The 20,430-nt window shown below is 36.4% G+C and carries 21 protein-coding genes; 8 read left to right on the top strand and 13 right to left on the bottom strand.

Going from position 1 to position 20,430, the window contains the following annotated elements; all coding sequences use genetic code 11:
- Positions 1–10: 10 nt before the first annotated feature.
- Positions 11–2,413, bottom strand: a complete 2,403-nt coding sequence (locus CLU97_RS08835; RefSeq protein WP_121487596.1) for a prolyl oligopeptidase family serine peptidase — start codon at positions 2,411–2,413, stop codon at positions 11–13.
- A gap of 119 nt (positions 2,414–2,532) precedes the next feature.
- On the opposite strand from CLU97_RS08835, the gene CLU97_RS23660 reads away from it, so the two are divergent.
- Positions 2,533–2,682 carry a bacteriocin-like protein gene (locus CLU97_RS23660; RefSeq protein ID WP_183084543.1) on the top strand — a complete coding sequence of 50 codons (150 nt, stop codon included), beginning with the start codon at positions 2,533–2,535 and terminating at the stop codon, positions 2,680–2,682.
- Positions 2,683–2,747: 65 nt separating this feature from the next.
- On the opposite strand, the gene CLU97_RS08830 is transcribed toward CLU97_RS23660, so the two are convergent.
- Together CLU97_RS08830 and era are read right to left on the bottom strand one after the other, a co-directional pair.
- A complete protein-coding gene (locus CLU97_RS08830) occupies positions 2,748–3,176 on the bottom strand; it encodes a DoxX family protein (protein WP_105703445.1) in 429 nt (142 codons plus the stop codon).
- A gap of 65 nt (positions 3,177–3,241) precedes the next feature.
- The gene (gene era / locus CLU97_RS08825) at positions 3,242–4,117 is read right to left on the bottom strand and encodes a GTPase Era (RefSeq protein WP_105703444.1); all 876 of its coding nucleotides are present in this window, start codon (positions 4,115–4,117) and stop codon (positions 3,242–3,244) included.
- A gap of 321 nt (positions 4,118–4,438) precedes the next feature.
- Here era and CLU97_RS08820 point away from each other — a divergent pair, with 321 nt between their 5' ends.
- The 3 genes from CLU97_RS08820 (at position 4,439) to CLU97_RS08810 (ending at position 6,425) form a co-directional block, all read left to right on the top strand.
- Positions 4,439–5,002: a Crp/Fnr family transcriptional regulator gene (locus CLU97_RS08820; protein WP_105703443.1), complete on the top strand. Its 564-nt coding sequence runs from the start codon at positions 4,439–4,441 to the stop codon at positions 5,000–5,002.
- Between the two features lie 237 nt (positions 5,003–5,239).
- Positions 5,240–5,572, top strand: coding sequence for a DMT family transporter (locus CLU97_RS08815; protein WP_077414420.1), 333 nt, complete (start codon positions 5,240–5,242; stop codon positions 5,570–5,572).
- 142 nt (positions 5,573–5,714) lie between these two features.
- On the top strand, positions 5,715–6,425 hold the full coding sequence (locus CLU97_RS08810) for a T9SS type A sorting domain-containing protein (protein ID WP_121487595.1): 711 nt from the start codon (positions 5,715–5,717) through the stop codon (positions 6,423–6,425).
- A gap of 53 nt (positions 6,426–6,478) precedes the next feature.
- On the opposite strand, the gene CLU97_RS08805 is transcribed toward CLU97_RS08810, so the two are convergent.
- From CLU97_RS08805 to gpmI, 5 genes are all read right to left on the bottom strand, one after another.
- Positions 6,479–7,246, bottom strand: coding sequence for a class I SAM-dependent methyltransferase (locus tag CLU97_RS08805; protein ID WP_121487594.1), 768 nt, complete (start codon positions 7,244–7,246; stop codon positions 6,479–6,481).
- Positions 7,246–8,055, bottom strand: a complete 810-nt coding sequence (gene map, locus CLU97_RS08800) for a type I methionyl aminopeptidase (protein WP_121487593.1) — start codon at positions 8,053–8,055, stop codon at positions 7,246–7,248. Before map ends, CLU97_RS08805 begins: the two co-directional genes overlap by 1 nt.
- A gap of 159 nt (positions 8,056–8,214) precedes the next feature.
- Positions 8,215–8,646 (bottom strand): BT0820 family HAD-type phosphatase, encoded by a 432-nt coding sequence (locus tag CLU97_RS08795; protein WP_121487592.1) that lies wholly within the window; start codon positions 8,644–8,646, stop codon positions 8,215–8,217.
- 99 nt (positions 8,647–8,745) lie between these two features.
- On the bottom strand, positions 8,746–9,723 hold the full coding sequence (locus CLU97_RS08790) for an acyl-ACP desaturase (protein WP_121487591.1): 978 nt from the start codon (positions 9,721–9,723) through the stop codon (positions 8,746–8,748).
- A gap of 149 nt (positions 9,724–9,872) precedes the next feature.
- Positions 9,873–11,414 (bottom strand): 2,3-bisphosphoglycerate-independent phosphoglycerate mutase, encoded by a 1,542-nt coding sequence (gene gpmI, locus CLU97_RS08785; RefSeq protein ID WP_121487590.1) that lies wholly within the window; start codon positions 11,412–11,414, stop codon positions 9,873–9,875.
- 180 nt (positions 11,415–11,594) lie between these two features.
- Here gpmI and CLU97_RS08780 point away from each other — a divergent pair, with 180 nt between their 5' ends.
- Entirely contained in the window at positions 11,595–11,918 is a 324-nt protein-coding gene (locus CLU97_RS08780; protein ID WP_115929733.1) for a translation initiation factor, read from the top strand.
- A 2-nt stretch (positions 11,919–11,920) separates the two neighbouring features.
- On the opposite strand, the gene CLU97_RS08775 is transcribed toward CLU97_RS08780, so the two are convergent.
- The 3 genes from CLU97_RS08775 to CLU97_RS08765 all read right to left on the bottom strand — a co-directional run bounded on the left by CLU97_RS08775 (position 11,921) and on the right by CLU97_RS08765 (position 17,200).
- Positions 11,921–12,820: a leucine-rich repeat domain-containing protein gene (locus tag CLU97_RS08775; RefSeq protein WP_121487589.1), complete on the bottom strand. Its 900-nt coding sequence runs from the start codon at positions 12,818–12,820 to the stop codon at positions 11,921–11,923.
- Between the two features lie 56 nt (positions 12,821–12,876).
- Positions 12,877–15,030 (bottom strand): alkaline phosphatase PhoX, encoded by a 2,154-nt coding sequence (locus CLU97_RS08770; protein ID WP_121487588.1) that lies wholly within the window; start codon positions 15,028–15,030, stop codon positions 12,877–12,879.
- Positions 15,031–15,370: 340 nt separating this feature from the next.
- Positions 15,371–17,200: a cytochrome-c peroxidase gene (locus CLU97_RS08765; protein ID WP_121487587.1), complete on the bottom strand. Its 1,830-nt coding sequence runs from the start codon at positions 17,198–17,200 to the stop codon at positions 15,371–15,373.
- A gap of 232 nt (positions 17,201–17,432) precedes the next feature.
- Here CLU97_RS08765 and CLU97_RS08760 point away from each other — a divergent pair, with 232 nt between their 5' ends.
- Positions 17,433–17,918: a hypothetical protein gene (locus CLU97_RS08760; protein WP_121487586.1), complete on the top strand. Its 486-nt coding sequence runs from the start codon at positions 17,433–17,435 to the stop codon at positions 17,916–17,918.
- A gap of 21 nt (positions 17,919–17,939) precedes the next feature.
- Positions 17,940–18,794: a nucleoside phosphorylase gene (locus CLU97_RS08755; RefSeq protein WP_121487585.1), complete on the top strand. Its 855-nt coding sequence runs from the start codon at positions 17,940–17,942 to the stop codon at positions 18,792–18,794.
- A 55-nt stretch (positions 18,795–18,849) separates the two neighbouring features.
- Here the strand turns inward: CLU97_RS08755 and CLU97_RS08750 are convergent, their stop codons facing one another.
- Entirely contained in the window at positions 18,850–19,611 is a 762-nt protein-coding gene (locus tag CLU97_RS08750) for a hypothetical protein (RefSeq protein WP_121487584.1), read from the bottom strand.
- A gap of 173 nt (positions 19,612–19,784) precedes the next feature.
- Positions 19,785–19,958, bottom strand: coding sequence for a hypothetical protein (locus CLU97_RS23655; RefSeq protein ID WP_183084542.1), 174 nt, complete (start codon positions 19,956–19,958; stop codon positions 19,785–19,787).
- 159 nt (positions 19,959–20,117) lie between these two features.
- Here CLU97_RS23655 and CLU97_RS08745 point away from each other — a divergent pair, with 159 nt between their 5' ends.
- On the top strand, positions 20,118–20,417 hold the full coding sequence (locus tag CLU97_RS08745; protein WP_121487583.1) for a hypothetical protein: 300 nt from the start codon (positions 20,118–20,120) through the stop codon (positions 20,415–20,417).
- Positions 20,418–20,430: the final 13 nt, after the last annotated feature.

The following is a 20,430-nucleotide window of genomic DNA, read 5'->3' as shown; positions in this document are numbered from 1 at the left end:
CTTTTGTTATTTATTTCTTCAAACACTTTTCAAGGAACTGGTCCTGTTCCCATAAAAGGTGGAAGATGTTTTCTTTAGCCTGATATCCGTGGGCTTCTTTTGGAAGAAGAACCATTTTTACCGGAGCACCCAGATTTTTCAATGCCTGGAAGTATCTTTCCGTCTGCAAAGTAAATGTTCCCGGGTTGTTATCTGCATCACCATGGATCAGAAGAAGTGGTGTCTTCATTTTGTCTGCATTCATGAACGGAGACATCTTGTTATAGATTTCCGGAATATCCCAATAGTTTCTCTGCTCGCTTTGGAACCCGAATGGTGTTAAAGTTCTGTTATAAGCTCCACTTCTTGCAATTCCGCATGCAAAAAGATCAGAATGTGTCAGAAGATTTGCGGTCATAAATGCACCATAAGAATGCCCACCTACAGCTACTTTCTTTCTGTCGATATACCCTAAATGATCTACAGCATCAATTGCCGCTGCAGCATTGGCTACCAATTGCGGAATAAATGTATCGTTAGGTTCTGTTTTTCCTTCACCAATAATTGGGAAAGCGGCATCATCAAGAACAGCATATCCTTTCGTTGTCCAATACACGAAAGATCCGTAGTAAGGGAACGTAAAATCGTTCGGGTTTTGAGTATTCTGCCCTGCTGTATTTTTATCTTTATATTCTGTAGGATAAGCCCAGATTAATAATGGAAGCTTCTCTTTTTTCGCTTTTCTGTCATAATTGGCAGGAAGATAAAGGGTCCCGGTTAAGGTAACTCCATCATTTCTCTTATAAGTAATTACTTCTTTATAAACGTCTTTGATACTTTCAAAAGGATTTGCAAAGTTGGTCACCGCTTCTGCTTTATTAGATTTGATGTTCTTTTTGAAGTAATTAGGATAAAGACTCGGCGACTGCTGAGTTGTAAGAATTTCCCCCTTTGAAGCGTTAAGAATATCAATAATCTCTTCTTTACCGTTCTTTACGTTAGACGTGTAAAGTCTTTTCTTTTTCAGTGATTTTACATCCATTTCATCAATGAACGGGTGCTGACCATCTTTGGTAAATCCATCTCCGATAAGATAGGCTTTCCCTCCCTTCATATCGATTACATATCTTCCGTACTGGTTTTTCGTGGTGTTGAAATTTCCCGGATCACTGTAAACATCCTGATAATTTCTATCATCGAAAACCTTAGATTCTCCGTTATTGATGTCTATCAGATAAGATTTTGTGTTTCTTGTATCATACCAGCCTTCAGAAACAATGGCATAATGATCATTGGTCCAGGTTACATCATCATATCTCTGCTTTGTTTTGAAGAAAGATTTAGGAGCTGCTGTAAACGGAGCTTCCCATGTAAATACTTCGTCTCTGTAATCTGCTGCTTTAGACTGATCTCCGCCATCCAAAGCTTCAGCAAAAGTAAGCGTTGCAGGAGCATCACTTCTCCAGCCCATATCTCTTTTTCCGGTTCTTACGGAAGAGAATCCTTTCGGCATGATTTCATTCAAAGGAACTTCATTTACTGTTTTTACAGCATTTCCTTTCATGTCATACACTACAGTTGTTGATGGGAATCTGTTCAACGGAACGATATAAGAAAATGGCTTTTTGATGGTTGTAGCCATCAGATAATTTCCGTCCGGAGAAAAACTTAATCCGGCGTACATATCCTGATCTTTCAGTTTCTTAAGATTACCTGTAAGATCCACGTTGTAGATTTCCGAAGCAGTAAGAGTTTCAAAGTTTTTTTCGTCCTGAGGATTTTTCAAAAGATCCTGATATGTTCTGTTCTGAGAAACTTTACCGTCTGCTGTAGAAACAATCGGACCCGTTGGAAGGTCTTTGCTTGCATCTATAAGAGCGGGTCTGTTTTGCGGAATTGCTCTGATCAGGAAGTTTTGAGAGTCATTATACCAAACATAAGGCATTCCTAAATTAGCATTCAGATTATCAGCCGTAATTTTTTTAGCGGAAGCAGTTTCCAGATCCACTACCCAAAGTTCTACTCCTTTAGCGGTTGTATTGGTAAATGCCAACTTTTTTTCGTCCGGAGAAAATGAAACATAGGTAATTTTCGGGTTGGAAGGCAGGTTCTTTACCTGAATCTCATTTTTATCATTGATTTTTCTGATCTTCAGATTATTTGAGTATGTTGTACTGCTTGAAATATTGGTAACCGGATTAATTCTTAGTCCTCCAAGTTTCATTTCCTGCTGACTGAGATCTTCCAGTGTTTTATATGTTGGACGATAAGTGAAGACCACCCAATCTTTTTTACTGTTCATCAGAACACTTGGCGGTCTTTGATAATCTGCCAGTTTCAGGATTTCAGCTGATGGCTTTTGGTACGTGATATTCTCCTGTGCATCGTAAAAATTGAGAAATGCCAGAAGGCAGATGGTCAGTTTTATCTTCATATAAATTCATTTTTTACGAATGTAGTGAATTTTAAGAGATTTATAAAATTAAATAAATAAGACACTTTTAAGTGTTATATTCGTTTTTTTATTACATTTACCTTACAAATTAAAATAATATGAAAAATTTAAAAAAATTATCAAAAGTACATTTAAAAACAATCAATGGCGGAAGTGCTCCTTTATGTGATGCAGGCTTTATGGCTTGCAGAGTAAGAGACGAAAACGGAAAACTGATCTGGGATTGCTTACCTCACTGCAATTATTAAGAATAAACAAGGCGCTTCAATCTCTGAAGCGCCTTGTTTTATTTTGTATTGTTCTTATTCTAAAATTACCATTCTGAGGCCCTTTTTCTTCTCTCAATCATATGATCTACTGAGATTTTTCCGGCTCCGATTACCATCAATAAAAGATAAACGGAAAGGTAAACAAGAGCCATTTCTCTTTTTTCAAAAGGATCTGCACCATGTACTACAAAACCTGCAATAATCATTGTAAAGATCAGAAATCCTAAAGAAACTCTTGTAAAGAGGCCTAGTATAAGGAGTATTGAACAAACAAATTCAGCAAAAACTGTAAGAATCAGTGATATCTGAGGGCCAAGCCCCATAAAATCGAAAAACTCGATTTTACCGCCTGCCAATAGCATCTGAAGTTTTGGAAAGCCGTGAGAAAGCATCGCAAAACCTACAAACACTCTTACCACTAACAAAACAATATCTTTAGGTATTGAGCTCGAATTTGAATTATTATAGTTCATGTACTAAAAATTTATACTAAGGTAATAAAAATCTTTTAATACAACGGGATTCCGGCGGTTTTAGTTTAACGGTAACCGAAATTTTTCAGATCTCTGTCGTTCTTTCTCCAATCTTTTTTCACTTTTACAAATAGATTTAAGTGAATCTTTTTGGTGAAGAATTTCTCAAGGTCCATTCTTGCTTCAGTTCCTACTTTTTTGATGGCTTCCCCTTTGTGCCCGATAATAATTCCTTTCTGGGTATCTCTTTCTACATAAATAATAGAATCTATAAAGATAATTCCTTCTTTCTCCTTGAACTGTTCAGTGACTACTTCCACAGAATATGGAATTTCTTTATCATAATTCAGAAGAATTTTCTCACGAATTGCTTCGTTTACAAAAAATCTTTCAGGTTTATCCGTATACTGATCTTTGTCGTAATAAGGAGGATTCTCTGGAAGTAATGATTTTATTTTAGGTAAAATAATCTCTGTATTAAAGGCGTTCAATGCAGAAATAGGTAAAATTTCAGCTTTAGGAATTCTGGCATGCCAGTCTTCAACCAGTTTTTCAAGACCTGCCTGATCCGTCTGGTCTACTTTATTTAATAGAAGAAGTACGGGTACAGGGATTTTATTCAGTTTATCAATTAAAAATTCTGACGGTTCTGCTTTATCGGTAACATCTACAATAAATAGAAAAACGTCAGCATCCTGCAAAGAGTCCTTCACAAAATCCATCATTTTTTCCTGCAGTCCGTATTTAGGATCCAATACTCCGGGAGTATCAGAAAATACAATCTGAAGGTCATCTTCATTATAAATTCCAAAAATTCTGTGACGGGTTGTCTGAGCTTTCTGCGTTACAATCGCCAACTTCTCTCCCATTAATTGGTTGAGTAAGGTCGATTTTCCCGCATTGGGCTTTCCAACTATATTTACAAATCCTGCTTTGTGCATAAAAATAATATTACGAACTGCAAAGTTAGTAAAACAAAATTGGTCTTTACAGTTAATCTTAATTTTTAAAGAAAAAAGAGAGTTATATTGTGAAATACAGGATTGTAAAAGCTTAAACCACCCCGTCAAAAATTCTTTGAATTTTCGCCACCCCTCCAGTGGAGGGGAATTTTACTCTTTCCTTTGTAATATTGACGATAAATAAATTGAATTCGGAAGAATTTTGATTATATGGACTGCAATATTTCTTATAAAAATTACCTGATAATTTTGTATTGCATTACTTAAAACTAATATTTTTGACTATTAGAATTCATCTTTATGAATATAGACCAGATTCTTGATAAGGTTTACCTTCTTCCTGAAGCATCAAAAAACAGTTTAAAAGAGCATATCACAGAGGTTTCGTATCCTAAAGGCTTTTGTCTGATGGAAGCCGATAAAGTAATTCCTTATCTGTATTTTATCCGAAAAGGAATTGCAAGAGCCTATTCTTCAACGGCTGATAATGATATTACTTTCTGGTTCGGAAGTGAGGGACAATGCATTCTCTCAATGAAAAGCTATGTAGAGGACAAACCGGGATATGAAAGCATTGAATTGCTGGAAGACTGCGATCTGTATAGAATGGAAACAGAAAGTCTCAGAAAACTTTTCAACGAAGACATTCATATTGCTAACTGGGGAAGAAAACTGGCAGAAGCAGAGATGATAAAATCTGAGGAATTAATTATTTCCCGACAGTTCAAGACTTCACTGGAACGTTATAAAGATATCATCACCTATCAACCGGACTTGCTGAAAAGGGTTCAGCTGGGTTATATTGCGTCTTATCTTGGGATTACGCAGGTGAGTTTAAGTAGAATTCGGGCGGAGATAAAATGAATTTAAAATTCAAAGATTGAAGGATTTAAAAATTCTTATGCTTTGGCTAAAGCCGGAGGAATATGTATTTATATTGAGAGCGAGCGGACTAAAGTCCGCCCCTATTGATAGACCAGTATTGTTTTTTTACTTCTTCCAGCTTCTTTTCTTTAGCCTCTCCACATCTTCATTTTTTAACAATTGTAAAATTTTTTCTCACATCAAATTCTGAAATTTGCAGTAGTAAAATTTTAAAAAATGAATTGGTTAATATTAGTTATCGCGGGATTATTTGAAGTTGCCTTCGCATCATGTCTGGGAAAGGCAAAAGAAACATCAGGAACTGAGATGTACCTGTGGTATACCGGCTTTTTGATAACAATGACAATCAGTATGCTTTTGCTGATCAAAGCTACTCAAACGCTGCCTATCGGTACTGCTTATGCAGTTTGGACAGGAATTGGGGCTGTAGGAACGGCTTTAATGGGAATTATTTTCTTTAAAGATCCTGTAAGCTTTTGGAGAGTATTTTTTATTGTAACACTTATTGGTTCTGTGGTAGGCTTAAAAGCTGTTTCTTCTTCACATTAGAAAGTGCATAAACTTCTATCTATATTTAAAAATGGAAACCGTCTTCGTAATGAAGGCGGTTTTTTTTACTATTTTATTGCTCTGACAGAATTTAACAGGGTAAAAGAAATTGTTTTATATCTTTGCCGTAAACTTTTAACTCATGAAAAAATTACTATTTCTTTTAGCAGGTAGTTTAATGACTGCCCAGCAAACTTCGGAATTACTTTCCAACAGCTGGTATATTTCCAAAATGGTAACAAGCAGCGGGCAGACAACGAATACTCCTTTAATTGACAACGGAGTTCCTGCAACTACTTTCAATTCAGCGGGGGGAACAAGCTATGTGATTAATTCCAGATATTATAATACCTCTATGATGAGCTTTGGAGTCATGCCCGGAGGTAATAACCTTATTAAAACAGCAAGTTCGTGCACGCTTTTATTCTATAATGGAGGAAATGCCACCCCTGTTCGTGCCTACGATCAAAAAAACTGTGATGCATATGTTTTAGGAGCTTATGGGTCTATATACAGTTACCAGATTACAACCAATGGTAATGTAAAAACACTGGTGATCACAGATCCTTCAGGAAACAAAATATACTACAACAACACTTCACAGCTGAGTACCAAAGAAACTGAAGCGACAAAGAAAACTTTCAAAACGTATCCTAATCCTGTAAAAGAAGTCTTAAATATTGAAAATATTGAGAAAAACCTTCTCCTTAAAATTTTTGATCTGTCTGGAAAACTGGTACTGGAAACTAAAACCAATGATAGCAAAATATCAATTGACACAAGCAATCTGCCGAAAGGACAATATATTGTATCAGTAGAAAATTATAAATCCTATCCTTTTATTAAAGAATAAAATAGGATCTATCATATAAAAAACCCGTTTCAACAGTTGAAACGGGTTTTATTTTATTTTTTATAAACTACAGGTAAGATCTCATTCTGTCTTAATCCGTATTTTTTTATTTCTTCTTCGGAGAATTTCTGGGAATAGAAGTTGGGTTCTATTTCGAAGCCTGCTTTTCTTAAGCGGTCGAAATAATCCATTCCGTACCAGCGAACATGATCATACTGTCCGAAGTGTTTCTGGCGTTCTTTTGGATCTTTAATGGTAAAATCTTCATAGGTTTTCTCCAGTGAATTTTTCATCGGAACCTGAAGGATTCCCCATCCGCCTGGCTTCATTACCCTGTACAATTCGCTCATTGCTTTCGCATCGTCTTCAATATGTTCCAGAACATGGTTGCAAAAGATAATATCAAAACTATCATTTTCGAAAGGTAAAGCCAGGATATCTGCTTTCACATCCACAATGGGAGAATAGAGGTCTGCTGAAATATAATTCAGATTGCTCATTCTCTTGAATTTTCTTAGAAATTCCTGTTCGGGAGCAATATGCAGAACTTTATAATTTTTAATAAAGAAATCAGTTTCGTTCTGAAGGTACAGCCACATCTGGCGGTGTCTCTCCAGACTTAATGTTCCCGGAGACAGCGCATTTTCTCTTTGTTTTCCGTATCCGTAAGGAAGGAATTTCCTGTAAGATCTTCCATCAATAGGGTCAAAGAACTGATCTCCTTTGAAAAACTGATAAATAAGCGGTCTTGCCCAGATGCTTATTTTAATAAGCATTGGACGTGGAATTTTATTCAGTAAAAGCTTTGTTACCGTTTTCATTAAAAATCCAGTTGGAACTGCTTTTCTTCATCACTTACAATCCCTAACGCTTCATATACATAATCAAATGTTGAAAGCAATACCGGTTTACCATTGATCATTGCTACATCATGTTCGAAGTGAGCAGATGGCATATTGTCTAAAGTAGTTACTGTCCAGCCGTCATTATGGAACTTCACTTTTTCAGTTCCCATGTTAACCATAGGTTCGATAGCGATTGCTAAACCGTCTTTGATTACTTTTCCGCTTCCCTGTCTTCCATAGTTAGGAACCTGTGGATCTTCGTGCATTTTTCTACCCAATCCGTGTCCTACCAGTTCTCTTACCACTCCATATCCTTCTTTTTCACAATGTGTCTGGATAGCATGGGAGATATCTCCTATTCTCTTTCCTCTTACAACCTGTTCAATTCCTTTGTATAAAGATTCTTTGGTAACCTGCAGTAATTTTTTAACCTCAGGTTTCACTTCTCCAATTTCAAAAGTGTAGGCATGGTCTCCTACAAAACCGTTCAGGATAACTCCACAGTCAACAGAAAGAACATCTCCTTCTTTCACTATGTCATTGTTAGGAAAACCATGAACTACCTGCTCATTCGGAGAGATACAAAGAGAATTTGGAAACCCTCCGTATCCTAAGAATGCAGGTTCAGCACCATGATCTTTGATAAAATCATGAGCCAGTTTATCTAAATATAAGGTAGTAATCCCCGGTTTGATTTCTTTTGCCAACATTCCCAATGTTTTAGAAACAAGTCGGGCACTCTCCTTCATCAGACGTAATTCGTCTATCGTTTTTAATTGAATCATTGTATATAGATGTTAGATATTAGATGTTAGAAACTAGATTACAGCATGATGTGTATTTCTATATTATAACAATCTATAAACTCTTTCTGATAAAAAACAGAAGCTTTGATTTGATATTAAAAAACTAAATTCTAATATCTGGCTTCTCATTTCTATATCTTACCAGAAAAGTCCTTTTTTCTTTTCTTTTTTAAGTTTTGAATAGGCAAGAACTTCTTTTCCTTCTACACGGAATTCTATTCTTTCCTGAATAATGTTGTAGATCTCACCCCATCCCGGGAATCCTCCTAAATTTCTGTCATCAATAAACCAATCTGCATCTAATTTTCTGGATTGAGTTTCAGAATCAAAAACTTCTCCTTCAAAACTTGAGTTCACGGCATAAAATTCTATCCCGTTTTTCTGGCAGAATTCTACTGCTTCATCTAAAGCTCTTCCGTGTCTGTATGTCCAAAGAATAAGTCTGAAACCTTCAGCCTGAAGTCTTTTCAATGTTTCGAAAGCAAAAGTTTTCGGTTTACCAATTGCCGGGTAAGCGTCATCCACAATAGTTCCGTCAAAGTCAACAGCAATCTTTTTATTATTTAACATTTTGTTCTTTTTTTAGCTTTGCAAAGATAAGAAATAAAAAAGAGTGCCAAAGAAAGGCACTCAATACTTTTATATTTTAAAGAATATTCTAGATACTTATTAACTTTTTACCCAGCTGAACTGGAACTGAAGATCCGGAGTAGCCACTCTATCTGTGATCTTCTGAAGCCTTGCAGGAAGCTTCATCAGGTATTCCTGAGCTTTTTCTGCTTTTTCTGTAAGTCCTTTTACGTGCTCAATTTTCCATTCATCTAAAAGGTCTTTCATAATATTGATATAGTCATGACCTGTGTATACCATACATCTTTGTGCAGCATCTGAGAAATGTCCCCAAAGCTCTCCTGCTTTTTGTCCGGACTGTCTCATTAAGTGGGCAGGCATTACAATTTTCTTACGCATCATATCCTCAAATGCCAGAATCATTTCTGAAGCATCTACTTCAAGAATTTTCGCTACGAAATGTTTGTATGCTTTGGCGTGTCTTGCTTCGTCTGCAGCAATTACCCCACACATTTTTGCTAATTTCCCGTTTCCGGACTGTTTAGCCAATGTACCTACTCTTCTGTGGGAGATATTGGTAGCTGTTTCCTGAAAGCTTGTATAAATGAAGTTTCTGTACGGATCCATACTCGTCCCCAAATCGAAACCGTCATTGATAAGATATTGAGTGGTGATTTCCACTTCTCTCATGTTTACTCTTCCACACAGATAAAGATATTTGTTTAATAAATCTCCGTGTCTGTTTTCTTCAGCAGTCCATGCTCTTACCCAATTCGCCCAGCCTACTTTTTCTTCCTGATTGATTCCGTCAACTCCCATTAACCAAGATTCATAAGAAGGAAGTGCCTCTTCCGTGATACAGTCCCCAATAAGGGTTACAAAAAGATCGTAAGGCATTTCACGGGCAAAAGTCTGAATTTCTTCTAAGTCATGTTTGAATTCATCACTTGAAGGATCTGGTAAATAATCGGAAGGCTGCCAGATTTTTTCAATTGGCGTTAAAAATTTATCAAGAAAAGAACCTACTTCCTTTTCCAATAATCCCATTACTTCTTTCCTTACAAGCTTTTGATACATTTTACTATTCAGTTTTAATTTACAAAGATAAGATTTATTTATTATTTGGCGCATAATAAAGTATGCAAGTCATATATTATCTGACATAAGTCATAAAAAAATGCCGCTACAAAGGTATAACGGCATTTTTTAGACAATATTATTGGATTTTAATTAACTAAAACGTCTCCTGTCATTGCATCTGGTATTTCAACACCCATTACTTTAAGAATGGTAGGAGCTACATCTCCCAGTTTTCCTGGTTTTAAATTCCATGTGTGGTCTTTATCCATTACGATAAATGGAACAAGATTCGTAGAATGCTGTGTATTAGGTGTTCCGTCCGGATTCATCATTACATCAGAATTTCCATGGTCAGCAAGAATAAACACTGCATATCCGTTTTCATAGGCAGCGGTTGCTACTTTTTCGATGCACTGATCTACTACCTCAGCAGCTTTTACAGCAGCTTCAAAAACTCCTGTATGCCCTACCATGTCTGTATTGGCAAAATTTAAGCAGACAAAATCTGCTGTTCCCTGCTCCAGTTCCGGTACGATGGCATTGGTAATATCATAGGCTGACATTTCCGGCTTCAGATCGTAGGTAGGAACGTCTTTCGGACTTGGACACAACAGTCTTCTTTCCCCATTAAATTCTTCTTCTCTTCCTCCTGAGAAAAAGAAAGTAACATGTGGATATTTCTCTGTTTCTGCAATTCTGATCTGGGATTTCCCATTTTTTTCAAGAATTTCACCCATGGTTTCCGTCAGTACATTTTCATCAAAAACTACCTGTATATTCTGGAATGTTTTATCATAGTTCGTTAATGTGATATAATAAAGGTTTAGTTTTTTCATATCATATTCCGGGAAATCCTTCTGAGAAAGCACTTCTGTAATCTCTCTGCCTCTGTCTGTACGGAAGTTGAAACAGATCACCACGTCATTATCAATGATTTTTGCCACTGGTACTATATTTCCTGTAGCGGTAGTATTCATGAGAATGATTGGTTTCAGGAATTCATCGGTAACGTTGTTATCATAAGAAGCTTTAATAGAAGCTAAAGCATCTGTTGATGGCTCTCCTACTCCTTCTACAAGGGCATCATAAGCCAGTTTTACACGTTCCCATCTTTTATCTCTGTCCATTGCATAATATCTTCCTACTACTGTTGCCAGTTTTCCTGTAGTAGCATTCATATGTTTCTGAAGCTCATCAATAAACCCTAATCCTGAATGTGGATCACAGTCTCTGCCATCGGTAAATGCATGAACAAAAACGTTCTCATTCAATCCGAATTCCTTTGCAGCTGTTAATAATCCTTTTAGGTGATTAATATGTGAATGTACTCCTCCATTGGAAACCAATCCGATGAAGTGTACTTTTTTATTTTCTTTTTTGGCATATTCAAAAGCCTCCTGAATTACTTTTTCCTGTCCCAATGTTCCGTTTTCAACGGCCATATTCAGTTTTACCAGATTTTGGTAAACTACTCTTCCGGCTCCCAGATTCATGTGACCTACTTCAGAATTCCCCATCTGTCCGGCTGGTAAACCTACCGCTAATCCACTCGCTTCAAGCGTAGTATGTGGAAAGTTTTGGTAGCAGCTGTCTATGAATGGTGTATTTGCTTTATCTATTGCAGAAACGTCAGGGTTTGTTCCCAATCCCCATCCGTCAAGAATGGCCAGTATTGCTTTTTTCGACATTTTGTAAAACTTTTGTTAGACAAATTTACCTAATTTCCTATGAATAGAAGAATTTGAAGACTCGAATTTTATGGATTATTGGTTCAACCGGGTCAAGATTTAAAATCTTAAAATGCCGGAAAATGAAAATTTCGCCTCTATTTCCGTTCATTAATCCGTAAAACTTTTTAATTTTGCTTTATGGATTTACGAGATCAATTGAAGAATCTTTTTCCTGATCATGACGAGCAGGATTTTGAGATGCCTGAAGAGCAATTCAAGCAGAAAGAGCCTTTGGTATGCAAATTTGAGAAAAAAGGAAGAAACGGTAAGCCTGTAACAATAGTTGAAGGTTGGGAAGGCAGTGAAGAGGATCTTAAAAAAATCTCAAAGAAAATAAAAACCACCCTGGGTATAGGCGGTTCTGAGAAGGATGGAACGATTATCATTCAGGGGGATAACCGTGATAAAATAATGAATATCCTTAAAGAAATGGGATATAAAACCAAACGGGTTGGCGGATAGCTCTAGAAATAGATCTGGGTTTCCGGCAGTAAGGTTTTTAAATTTTCAATGGTAGATTTTTCTATAGGATTTCCTGTAAGAATCAATGTTTTGAGGTTTTTCAGCTGTTTGATTTCTACAGGAATATCTTTCAGATTATTGTTGGCCAGATTCATGCTGACGATATTTTTCAACCCTTTTACTTTGGGTGATATTTCTGTGATATTATTTCCACTTACATTCAAAAACTCAAGATTTTTTGATTTGAAAAGGTTTTCGGGAAGTTTTGTGATGGCATTCTGCTGTAATTCCAGATATTTTAAATTTTCAGGAAAAGACAAGTTTCCAAGGTCGTTGATCTGATTATCTGAAAGGTTCAGAAATTTCAGGTTTTTGATGCGATCTAGTTTGTCTGCAATAAAGCTGATCTGGTTTCCCTGAAGATTAATTTCTTCCAGTGACGGAATTTCCATGAGGGCTTCAGGAAAAGTATTCAGGTTATTGGCATCAAAATGGACTACTTTCAGGCTCTGAAGCTTTGCAAGATTAGGATTAATGCTTGTAAGACTATTCAGATTCATTGAAAAAGTGGTCAGTTTCTTAAGATTACTTACCTCATCAGGAATATATTTAATGCTGTTTTCATTAACGTTTAAAATTTCCAGTTGTTTTAATTCAAAGAGTTCCTGATCCATTTTCTCCAACTTATTGGCCATGATATTCAAAAAGAACAGTGAATCCAGTTTCACGATCTGAGGAGGAATATTAAATAGCCCTTTCTCTCTGAAACTCATACTGTAGACGGCTTTTTTACTGTTTAAGGCTTCTTCAATATTAGTAAAAGTGGGATATTTCACCGGATCAATCTGAGCTTTGATATGAGAGATTGAAAGAATGGAAATGAATAAGAACAGCTTTTTCATAAAATAAAAGATCTGCCGGCAGCCGAAACCACCGACAGACAAGAATTATAAATAATTTATTTCTTTAAAAGTTTAACGGTTTTCTGGAAGCCACCTTCAGCTTCAATATTTAAAACTAAAACTCGTGATCCTTCTAACTGTTGTGTAAAATCAAGGTCCAATACTTTGTTGGTTCCGTTGAATTTCTTCGTGTAAACAATTTTCCCGTCCATACTGTAAGCTGTTACAGAAATATCTTTCAATCCTTTTGGTGAATTGATTTTTACGATTCCTGAAGTTGGGTTAGGTGCTACCGTTACTGTATTTTCGGCAGTATTATTTTCGATAGTTCCTAAAGAACCTTCAATTCCTAAGTTATTTTTAAGGGCAATTACGATCGTTGCGGATTTTCCTTTATAATCAATGGTATTTCCTGTTGCATCAACATCTGTAGAAATAGTTGAATCCGGATGCTGAATAGAGAAGAAACCAAATTTATGATCAGGGGTGAATGTCAACCCTGTAGGTTCTGCACCAGACGGCATAGAAGCAAATAATCTTACTTTCGGATTAGCCTGAGTATGATCAGGAGCAATTACCCAGATATAGTTTTTACCTCCATCCTGAAGTACCCAAAGGTTTCCAAGCTCATCGAAAGTAAGGTTGTCATTTCCGTCTCCCCAAGCTTCAGATTTTACTCCCTGAGCGGTATTGAAAGAATATACAGAAGAAGCTCCCCCTACAAATGTTTCTACCTGAGAAGCGGTAGTTCCGTTATCCTGAAGACGGTATACCCTATCTAAACCTTTAGCTGTAAAATAGATCTTCCCATCTAACGGGCTGATGTCAACGTCTTCTACACCGTTGAATTTTGTTCCTCCTACTGATTGCGCATTTGTATTGGTATTATTCTGGTCTGCTTTTGTCTTGTTCGGAACCTGAACCCATGTTGCTGTAGTTCCTACCGGATCTCCTGAAGCAGTTAATCCCTGATCTAATTTCAGAACGTAAAGATTTCCTGAAGAAAGGTCATTTGGAGTATCCAATACATACTTGTACACCATGTGTGTACCACCATCTTCTCCATAATACGCTGTAGTTCCGGCATTATTTACTACTACATTTTCATGGTTCATGATTCCCATCTGCCATAGCTTACCTTTAGAACCGTCAGTATTCTTGGAAATAACCTGTGCCGTTGCAGGATCAATTTCTACCAGCCAGCCGTAGTCTTTGTATCCGTCGGCATTCACATCATTAGAGGTAACAGATTCTTCTGCTGTCACTATAGTTCCCCAAGGAGTAACTCCTCCTGAACAGTTTCTGATGGTTTGCACTAAACTTGGATCCGAGAAATTTACCGCTCTGGATTTTGTCAGCTGCCAAAGCTTGGAAGTCGCATTATAATTGATTTCCGCCATGGTAACACCTCCGGGATTGGTTTCATGGTTTACAGAAAGATATCCGTTGGTACTGCTTCCCGTTTTTGCAACATATCCTGTAAAGTCATTCTGCCCTCCAACAAATCCTCCGCCTTCTGTATAGCTGTCTCCTTCTTTTAGGATAAGCTGGTATTTATGCTCAGCAGGGATAATCAGTTTATTAGTCTGTGCTGTAGGCACAATAGAAGTAAAACAGCTGATGTGTGTTCCGTTACAGGTTACAGGTATCGTTGTATTAGTGGTTGTTTTCAGATAAGCATCAATTCTTAAATCTGAGCTGGTAGTACTTCTGTTATGCAATTCAATAGAAAATCTATTGACACCGTTTGTAAATTTAGATTTCGGAATAGAAAAAATATTATAAACATTCTCTGCCGCTCCATCAATGGTTGTGCTAGAAAAAGTATTGAAAGTAACAGTACCCGCAGGCATATTATCTCTTACCACTTCCTCTCCGTTAAGGTATACAATGATACCGTCATCCCTCATTACTCCAAGTTCCATAGTATCGGAAAGTGTTGAAAGGTCTATAGTGAAATCTTTAGCAAAATAAGCTGTCGTTAATCCGGAATTGATGGTTGTTGTTACAGGATCTCCATATCCCAGAGGCCCATTTCCTACCGCCCATGCTGAAATATCATAAGTTTTGGCATTCCAGCCTGTTGGTTGAGCCTGATTGTTATCTTTGTAGCTCCATGACGCGTTCTTATCGAATATCAGAGTCTGCGCCTGAATACCGGAACTGGCCAATATAGCCAAAGCTCCCACTGTTAGTAGTTTTTTCTTCATTTTTATTTGATTTATTAGACCTTGCAAAACTATTTCATTAGAGCTTTTTCTCTGTTAATAGGATTTTAAATCTAAATCATCGAATATTAACTTATCAAAAACCTAATGTTAAGGAAATTAATTTTGTGTTAAATGATGTGGGATGCGGGGTGTGGGGTTTGAGTGTGGGAGGGTTTTAGACTTGGTGTGTTGAAGTTGCGCTGTACAAGTTGCGGGGTAAGATATGGGAGATAGATAACTTGAATCACGCAATAACTCGAAACTCGCAACCAGAATTTCTACCCTCTCACTCTAAAACTCTCACGCACTCAAACCCAACACCCCACACTCCGCAACTCGCCTACTTCGCTTTACTCACATCTGTAAGAGCATTCAGAAAGGCAATAATCTGTTTTTTTTCTGTTTCGGTAAGGTTTAGCTTATCAGGAGCTAAAGTTTGATTTTTCATTTTCAATCCCAATCCTTCTCCTCCACCTTCGTTATAAAAATCCAGAACTTCTTCTAATGTATTGAAGGCTCCATTGTGGAAATAGGGTTTTGTAAGCGCAATATTTCTCACCGTTACTGTTTTGAAAGAGTAATCATAGATCCATGATTTCTCCTTCTTCACCGGACTGTTTCCTCTTCCCAAATCCTGATCAAGCTCTACAGGAAGCTGTTTGATGGGTCTTGTAGTTATTCCCAAAACTTCGGATTCATTTTCATTAAAAAACGGCGGTACCAATCCGGAAAAATGAGGAGCAAAATGACAGGTAGCACAATTGGCTTTTCCCATAAACAGGTTGAAGCCTTTTTTCACATCATCGGAAACATTTTTTTCATTCCTCATAAAACGGTCGAAATCGCTGTCAAATGAGTATAGTGAAGCTACGTAAGAACTTAATGCTTTTGAAAAATTTTCTTTGTTGATTTTACCGTCCTTAAATGCATTTCGGAACGCCTTTTTATATTCAGGCTTTGTTTTTAATTTCTGGATAATGCTTTCGTAGCTTGTATTGAATTCCTGTTCATTATAAATAACGTGTTCTGCCTGCTGTTCAAGGTAGAAAGCACGAAGATCATAGAAAAACCTCTTGGCGAAAACAGCATTATATAAAGACGGAGAATTTCTCAGCACTGTTTTTCCTTCCACATTACTTTGTGATTTAGATTTAAGATCTGTAAAAGCATTTTCCTGAAGATGGCATGTGGCACAGCTCATTTTTCCGTTACCACTTAAGTTCTGATCATAGAAAATAGATTTTCCAAGATTTCTGAGATCCGGATTATCTTCTGAAGATTTTAATAAAGTATAAAAATAGGGATCCAGAAAATCGCTGTCGAAAAAGTTTTTGTTACCAACATTCCATCCTGAAAATTCTTTAAGATCATCCGGTCTTCCATCCCAATTCCCTAATTCTTCATACAAAGGCTGTATATATTTTTTATAAAACTCAATCCTGTCAAAAGTTTCAAAATCTGTATTTTTTGAAAGATAGCTGATGGCTTCTGTCAAAATCTTGTCAGCTTTTTGCGTGTTATAATTTTTAAAATAAAGATCATCATTGATGTATTTCTGCATTCCCGCAAGAGCATGGCTTGTTTCCTCAGAAATATTCAGTGAACCTGGGGTATCAAAACCAGAAACACCAAGGGAGTAGATCCGGATTAATTCTATACGTAAAGGCAGTGTTTTGTTGTTTCCTTTGCTCAATCCATTTTTTAAAGCACTTAAATAAAACCCGGAATAGCTATTGTATAAAAAGGTGGTAATCGTTTTGATCTTTTCTTTCTCATTTTCTGCTTCGTCTGAGAATATAAGCTCATCCAGCACCTGCAACCCTTCGGGAGGAAGTGTATATGAAGAGGTACCTGCAGCCTCTATATGAAACAAAGGTGCTGCATTGAGGTGTGTTTTGGTGAATTCGGGATAATGATAGGCAATATAAAATTCTATTTCTTTGAATGAATTTCTTGTACTGCTCAGAGATTTTTGTAATTCTGCCAGGGAAATACGGTCTTCTGAGAACTTATCAACATCTGATTTCAGCTGTTCAAGCTTATTTTTAAAGTCGGACAATCCTTTATTGACAAATGTATTTTCGCTTTCTTTTCCTTTATAAACAGGATTAAAAGACATTACTGCAAATCCTATCAGAAGGACAATTACAAGCAGTGGATAAGATCTCATGAATTTTTAGCGGCAAAAGTATTCATCTGATGTTATCCCAGTTTTAATAGCAGATTAAATAATGTTTATATTTCCGGTACAATATTTTTCACTAATTTTAAACCCCGAAATCAAATTCATTATTCTAAATTAAGACGGTTCTTCGAAATACCGGAAAAATAATGGCGGGAGATTATTGGGAGAGGATTTTTTTAAATTAAATTCAACACATCAAAAAAACTAAAATAAAATTATGAAAACAAAACTATGGTTTGCTGTTGCGGCAAGTTTCCTTTCTGTGACGGCATTTTCGCAGAAAAAGAAGCAACCGGAAAAACCAGCAGGAAAGCAGCAGGAAATGGCTGTATATGCCGAGAAAAGAGGTTCTGATTATTATTTGGTCCGCCTGGAAAAGGATAAAAATATTCCCAATGTTTATGTATATTCCAACGGGGTTACCAAACCTTATAAAAACTATACGGATCTGAAGGATATTGTGGTAGAATTCCCCGGAATGATGACTTCCAACAATTCTACGAAGGAAGAACTGATTTCTATTCTTAAAAAAGATGATCATTTCTACGAAATTACTTCACAGAGGAAAGATCCTAAAAACATTGAAAAAACCGTCATTACGGTATATGAGGTAATGAATGGACAGAAGAGAATTGTAGAAGAATATAATGACATCTACGAGGTTATGGCATCTCCTTATAAAGAAGCTATTATGATTAACTAAAAAAACAAAAATATACATATTATGCTAAACAAACTTGCTGCCTCAGAACTTGTTCTGAATGAAGACGGAAGTGTATACCACTTGAATCTTCTCCCTGAAGATATTGCTGACAAAATCATCCTTGTAGGTGACCCAGACAGAGTAGCTAAAGTTTCAAAATACTTTGACACGGTAGAGATCAAAAAAAATAAAAGAGAATTCTATACGCATACAGGAACCCTTCGTGGAGAAAGAATCACTGTAATGTCTACGGGTATCGGAACTGAAAACATTGACATCGTCATGAACGAATTGGATGCTTTGGTGAATATTGATCTTCAAAACAAAGAATTCAAAACTGAGCACAAAGCTCTTGAACTATTCCGTATGGGAACTTGTGGAAGCGTAAACCCGGATGTACAGGTAGACAACATGTTGGTTACCCAGAACGTTGTAGGTTTAGATGGATTGATGCATTTCTATCAGGACTACAACTTCGAAAATGAGTTTTCTAAAAGCTTCTTAGAAAAATTCCCTTACGAAAAAATCAAACCGATGCTTTATTTCTCAGACTGGGCAGCAGAAATGGGTGATTATTATAAAGATGCTAAATACCACGGAAATACAGCAACATTCCCGGGATTCTATGCTCCACAGGGAAGACAGCTTCGTTTGAAAGCAGTAGATGACCAATTCTTAGAAACCTTGAATGATCTTGGAATTACCAATTTTGAAATGGAAACTTCTGCAATCTATGCCCTTTCAAAATTATTAGGACACAAAGCCATTACCGTGAATAACGTTATCGCCAACAGAAGACGTGGAGAATTCTCTGCAGACCACCATGCCTCTGAGAAAAACCTTATTGAATGGGTATTGGAAAGAATTATTAAGTAATTATTTTTTTACATACAGATAAAAACCTCCGGAATAGTTTCCGGAGGTTTTTTTATTACAAGTGAAATATCCTGGGATCCGGATACTGAAATACATATTTCAGCTCTGAAACCAGCTTTGAAGATAATACTTTCTTACCCTTCACTTCAAATTCTTTATTATCTGCTATATTTTTCTGTGCATTAATCACCTGGCTCTTTGCTGGATGAACCGGCGCGGTTACATTATATAATTTTGATTCAGTTTTTCTTTCAATCATTTCTAAGATAATACCACTGATATCAGCGTAATGAATATGGTTGACAGCGTGATCCAGATTACTCACATTATAGTTTTTCAGAAGCCTGTTGTCTCCCATGAGACCGCCAAGTCTTAGAATATTAAGCTGAGGATATTTATTTCTCAGCATTCTTTCACCCGATACTTTTTCCAACGGGATATCTTCTTCTGTAAATTCCTGAGGCAGATCAGGATAAACCCCTGTAGAGCTCATAAGAAACATTTGCCCCTTAAAATCTCCGATAAAAGCTGATAAATTTTGAATCCTGTTGTATAAAGAACTTACACAACAGCTCTTTTCAGAGACAGGAATGGTAATAATCAAAACATCAAAATCTTTAATCTCAGACCACGGGGAATAAAGTTCTGTCAGTTGATAATCTGGGAAAGAAGCTGTTACAACATTGATTCCTTTATGATGAAGCTGATCTACTTTGCTTTCCGTGGTAGTCGTTGCAGATATGATATATTTCCCTGAGAAGGAAGAAGCTATTCTCTCCCCCAGCCAGCCATACCCTATAATTCCTATTTTCTTCATATTTTGAAAGAGATATTCATTTTTAATAGTACAAAAATAGCCTATTTACAAGTGTGAAGCATTTTATACAGAAGAAATTTTAATTAAATATATACTTATAATATGGAAATAAAAAAGGACTCCCAGTCCAGAAGTCCTTCACGCCATATCAACTATAATAAAAAACCTATTATTTAAAATTCATTAATCATCACATAAAAATGTCCGGAGTACAAACTATTGGCATTTCCTGAAATATTAGTGAGATTAATTGTAATACTGGAAGCAGAAGTCAACCTTGGATTTGAAATGGAGAATGAGGAATTTCCTATAAAATCTCCTGCCGGAGAAACTATTACTACAGTCATCCACAACGAATTTTTTCCATACTTATCAAATTTTGTCTATTAAAGATACTACCGATTTGGAAAAAGATAACAAAATATTATGAAAAGTTTAACAACCCATCCTGATTTTAGGAATGGTTATTGTTTAATTACTACTACCAAACTAAAATTTATAGTATTATGAACAATTCAGAGTATAACAAAGCGGAAAATGCAGTAAACAATGTAGGAAATTCTTTACAGAATGCAACAGACAAAACCAAATGGAAAATCAATGAATTGGCAGACAAGGCCAAAGATTATATCAATGAGAAAAGGAATAATGATCAGGAGGCCAGCCAGGAAGACTGGTTAGACAGGGTAAAAGCTAATGTATCTGATGCCTGGGAGGATATTAAAGATAAAGCAGATGAGGCATGGGAAAAAACCAAAGATGCGGCTGAAGATGTAAAGGCAGAATGGAATAAGAAAACCAATTAGTATTTCAGTCATA

Source organism: Chryseobacterium sp. 7 (assembly GCF_003663845.1).
GTDB lineage: Bacteria > Bacteroidota > Bacteroidia > Flavobacteriales > Weeksellaceae > Chryseobacterium.
Note: the sequence above shows the minus strand (reverse complement) of the source record. Positions and strands in the feature narration are given on the sequence as shown.

What these genes read in the sequence shown, in the direction of transcription:
- CLU97_RS08835 (WP_121487596.1), bottom strand. Translation starts at nt 2,413, where the DNA reads ATGAAGATAAAACTGACCATCTGCCTTCTGGCATTTCTCAATTTTTAC.
- CLU97_RS23660 (WP_183084543.1), top strand. Translation starts at nt 2,533, where the DNA reads ATGAAAAATTTAAAAAAATTATCAAAAGTACATTTAAAAACAATCAAT.
- CLU97_RS08830 (WP_105703445.1), bottom strand. Translation starts at nt 3,176, where the DNA reads ATGAACTATAATAATTCAAATTCGAGCTCAATACCTAAAGATATTGTT.
- era (WP_105703444.1), bottom strand. Translation starts at nt 4,117, where the DNA reads ATGCACAAAGCAGGATTTGTAAATATAGTTGGAAAGCCCAATGCGGGA.
- CLU97_RS08820 (WP_105703443.1), top strand. Translation starts at nt 4,439, where the DNA reads ATGAATATAGACCAGATTCTTGATAAGGTTTACCTTCTTCCTGAAGCA.
- CLU97_RS08815 (WP_077414420.1), top strand. Translation starts at nt 5,240, where the DNA reads ATGAATTGGTTAATATTAGTTATCGCGGGATTATTTGAAGTTGCCTTC.
- CLU97_RS08810 (WP_121487595.1), top strand. Translation starts at nt 5,715, where the DNA reads ATGAAAAAATTACTATTTCTTTTAGCAGGTAGTTTAATGACTGCCCAG.
- CLU97_RS08805 (WP_121487594.1), bottom strand. Translation starts at nt 7,246, where the DNA reads ATGAAAACGGTAACAAAGCTTTTACTGAATAAAATTCCACGTCCAATG.
- map (WP_121487593.1), bottom strand. Translation starts at nt 8,055, where the DNA reads ATGATTCAATTAAAAACGATAGACGAATTACGTCTGATGAAGGAGAGT.
- CLU97_RS08795 (WP_121487592.1), bottom strand. Translation starts at nt 8,646, where the DNA reads ATGTTAAATAATAAAAAGATTGCTGTTGACTTTGACGGAACTATTGTG.
- CLU97_RS08790 (WP_121487591.1), bottom strand. Translation starts at nt 9,723, where the DNA reads ATGTATCAAAAGCTTGTAAGGAAAGAAGTAATGGGATTATTGGAAAAG.
- gpmI (WP_121487590.1), bottom strand. Translation starts at nt 11,414, where the DNA reads ATGTCGAAAAAAGCAATACTGGCCATTCTTGACGGATGGGGATTGGGA.
- CLU97_RS08780 (WP_115929733.1), top strand. Translation starts at nt 11,595, where the DNA reads ATGGATTTACGAGATCAATTGAAGAATCTTTTTCCTGATCATGACGAG.
- CLU97_RS08775 (WP_121487589.1), bottom strand. Translation starts at nt 12,820, where the DNA reads ATGAAAAAGCTGTTCTTATTCATTTCCATTCTTTCAATCTCTCATATC.
- CLU97_RS08770 (WP_121487588.1), bottom strand. Translation starts at nt 15,030, where the DNA reads ATGAAGAAAAAACTACTAACAGTGGGAGCTTTGGCTATATTGGCCAGT.
- CLU97_RS08765 (WP_121487587.1), bottom strand. Translation starts at nt 17,200, where the DNA reads ATGAGATCTTATCCACTGCTTGTAATTGTCCTTCTGATAGGATTTGCA.
- CLU97_RS08760 (WP_121487586.1), top strand. Translation starts at nt 17,433, where the DNA reads ATGAAAACAAAACTATGGTTTGCTGTTGCGGCAAGTTTCCTTTCTGTG.
- CLU97_RS08755 (WP_121487585.1), top strand. Translation starts at nt 17,940, where the DNA reads ATGCTAAACAAACTTGCTGCCTCAGAACTTGTTCTGAATGAAGACGGA.
- CLU97_RS08750 (WP_121487584.1), bottom strand. Translation starts at nt 19,611, where the DNA reads ATGAAGAAAATAGGAATTATAGGGTATGGCTGGCTGGGGGAGAGAATA.
- CLU97_RS23655 (WP_183084542.1), bottom strand. Translation starts at nt 19,958, where the DNA reads ATGACTGTAGTAATAGTTTCTCCGGCAGGAGATTTTATAGGAAATTCC.
- CLU97_RS08745 (WP_121487583.1), top strand. Translation starts at nt 20,118, where the DNA reads ATGAACAATTCAGAGTATAACAAAGCGGAAAATGCAGTAAACAATGTA.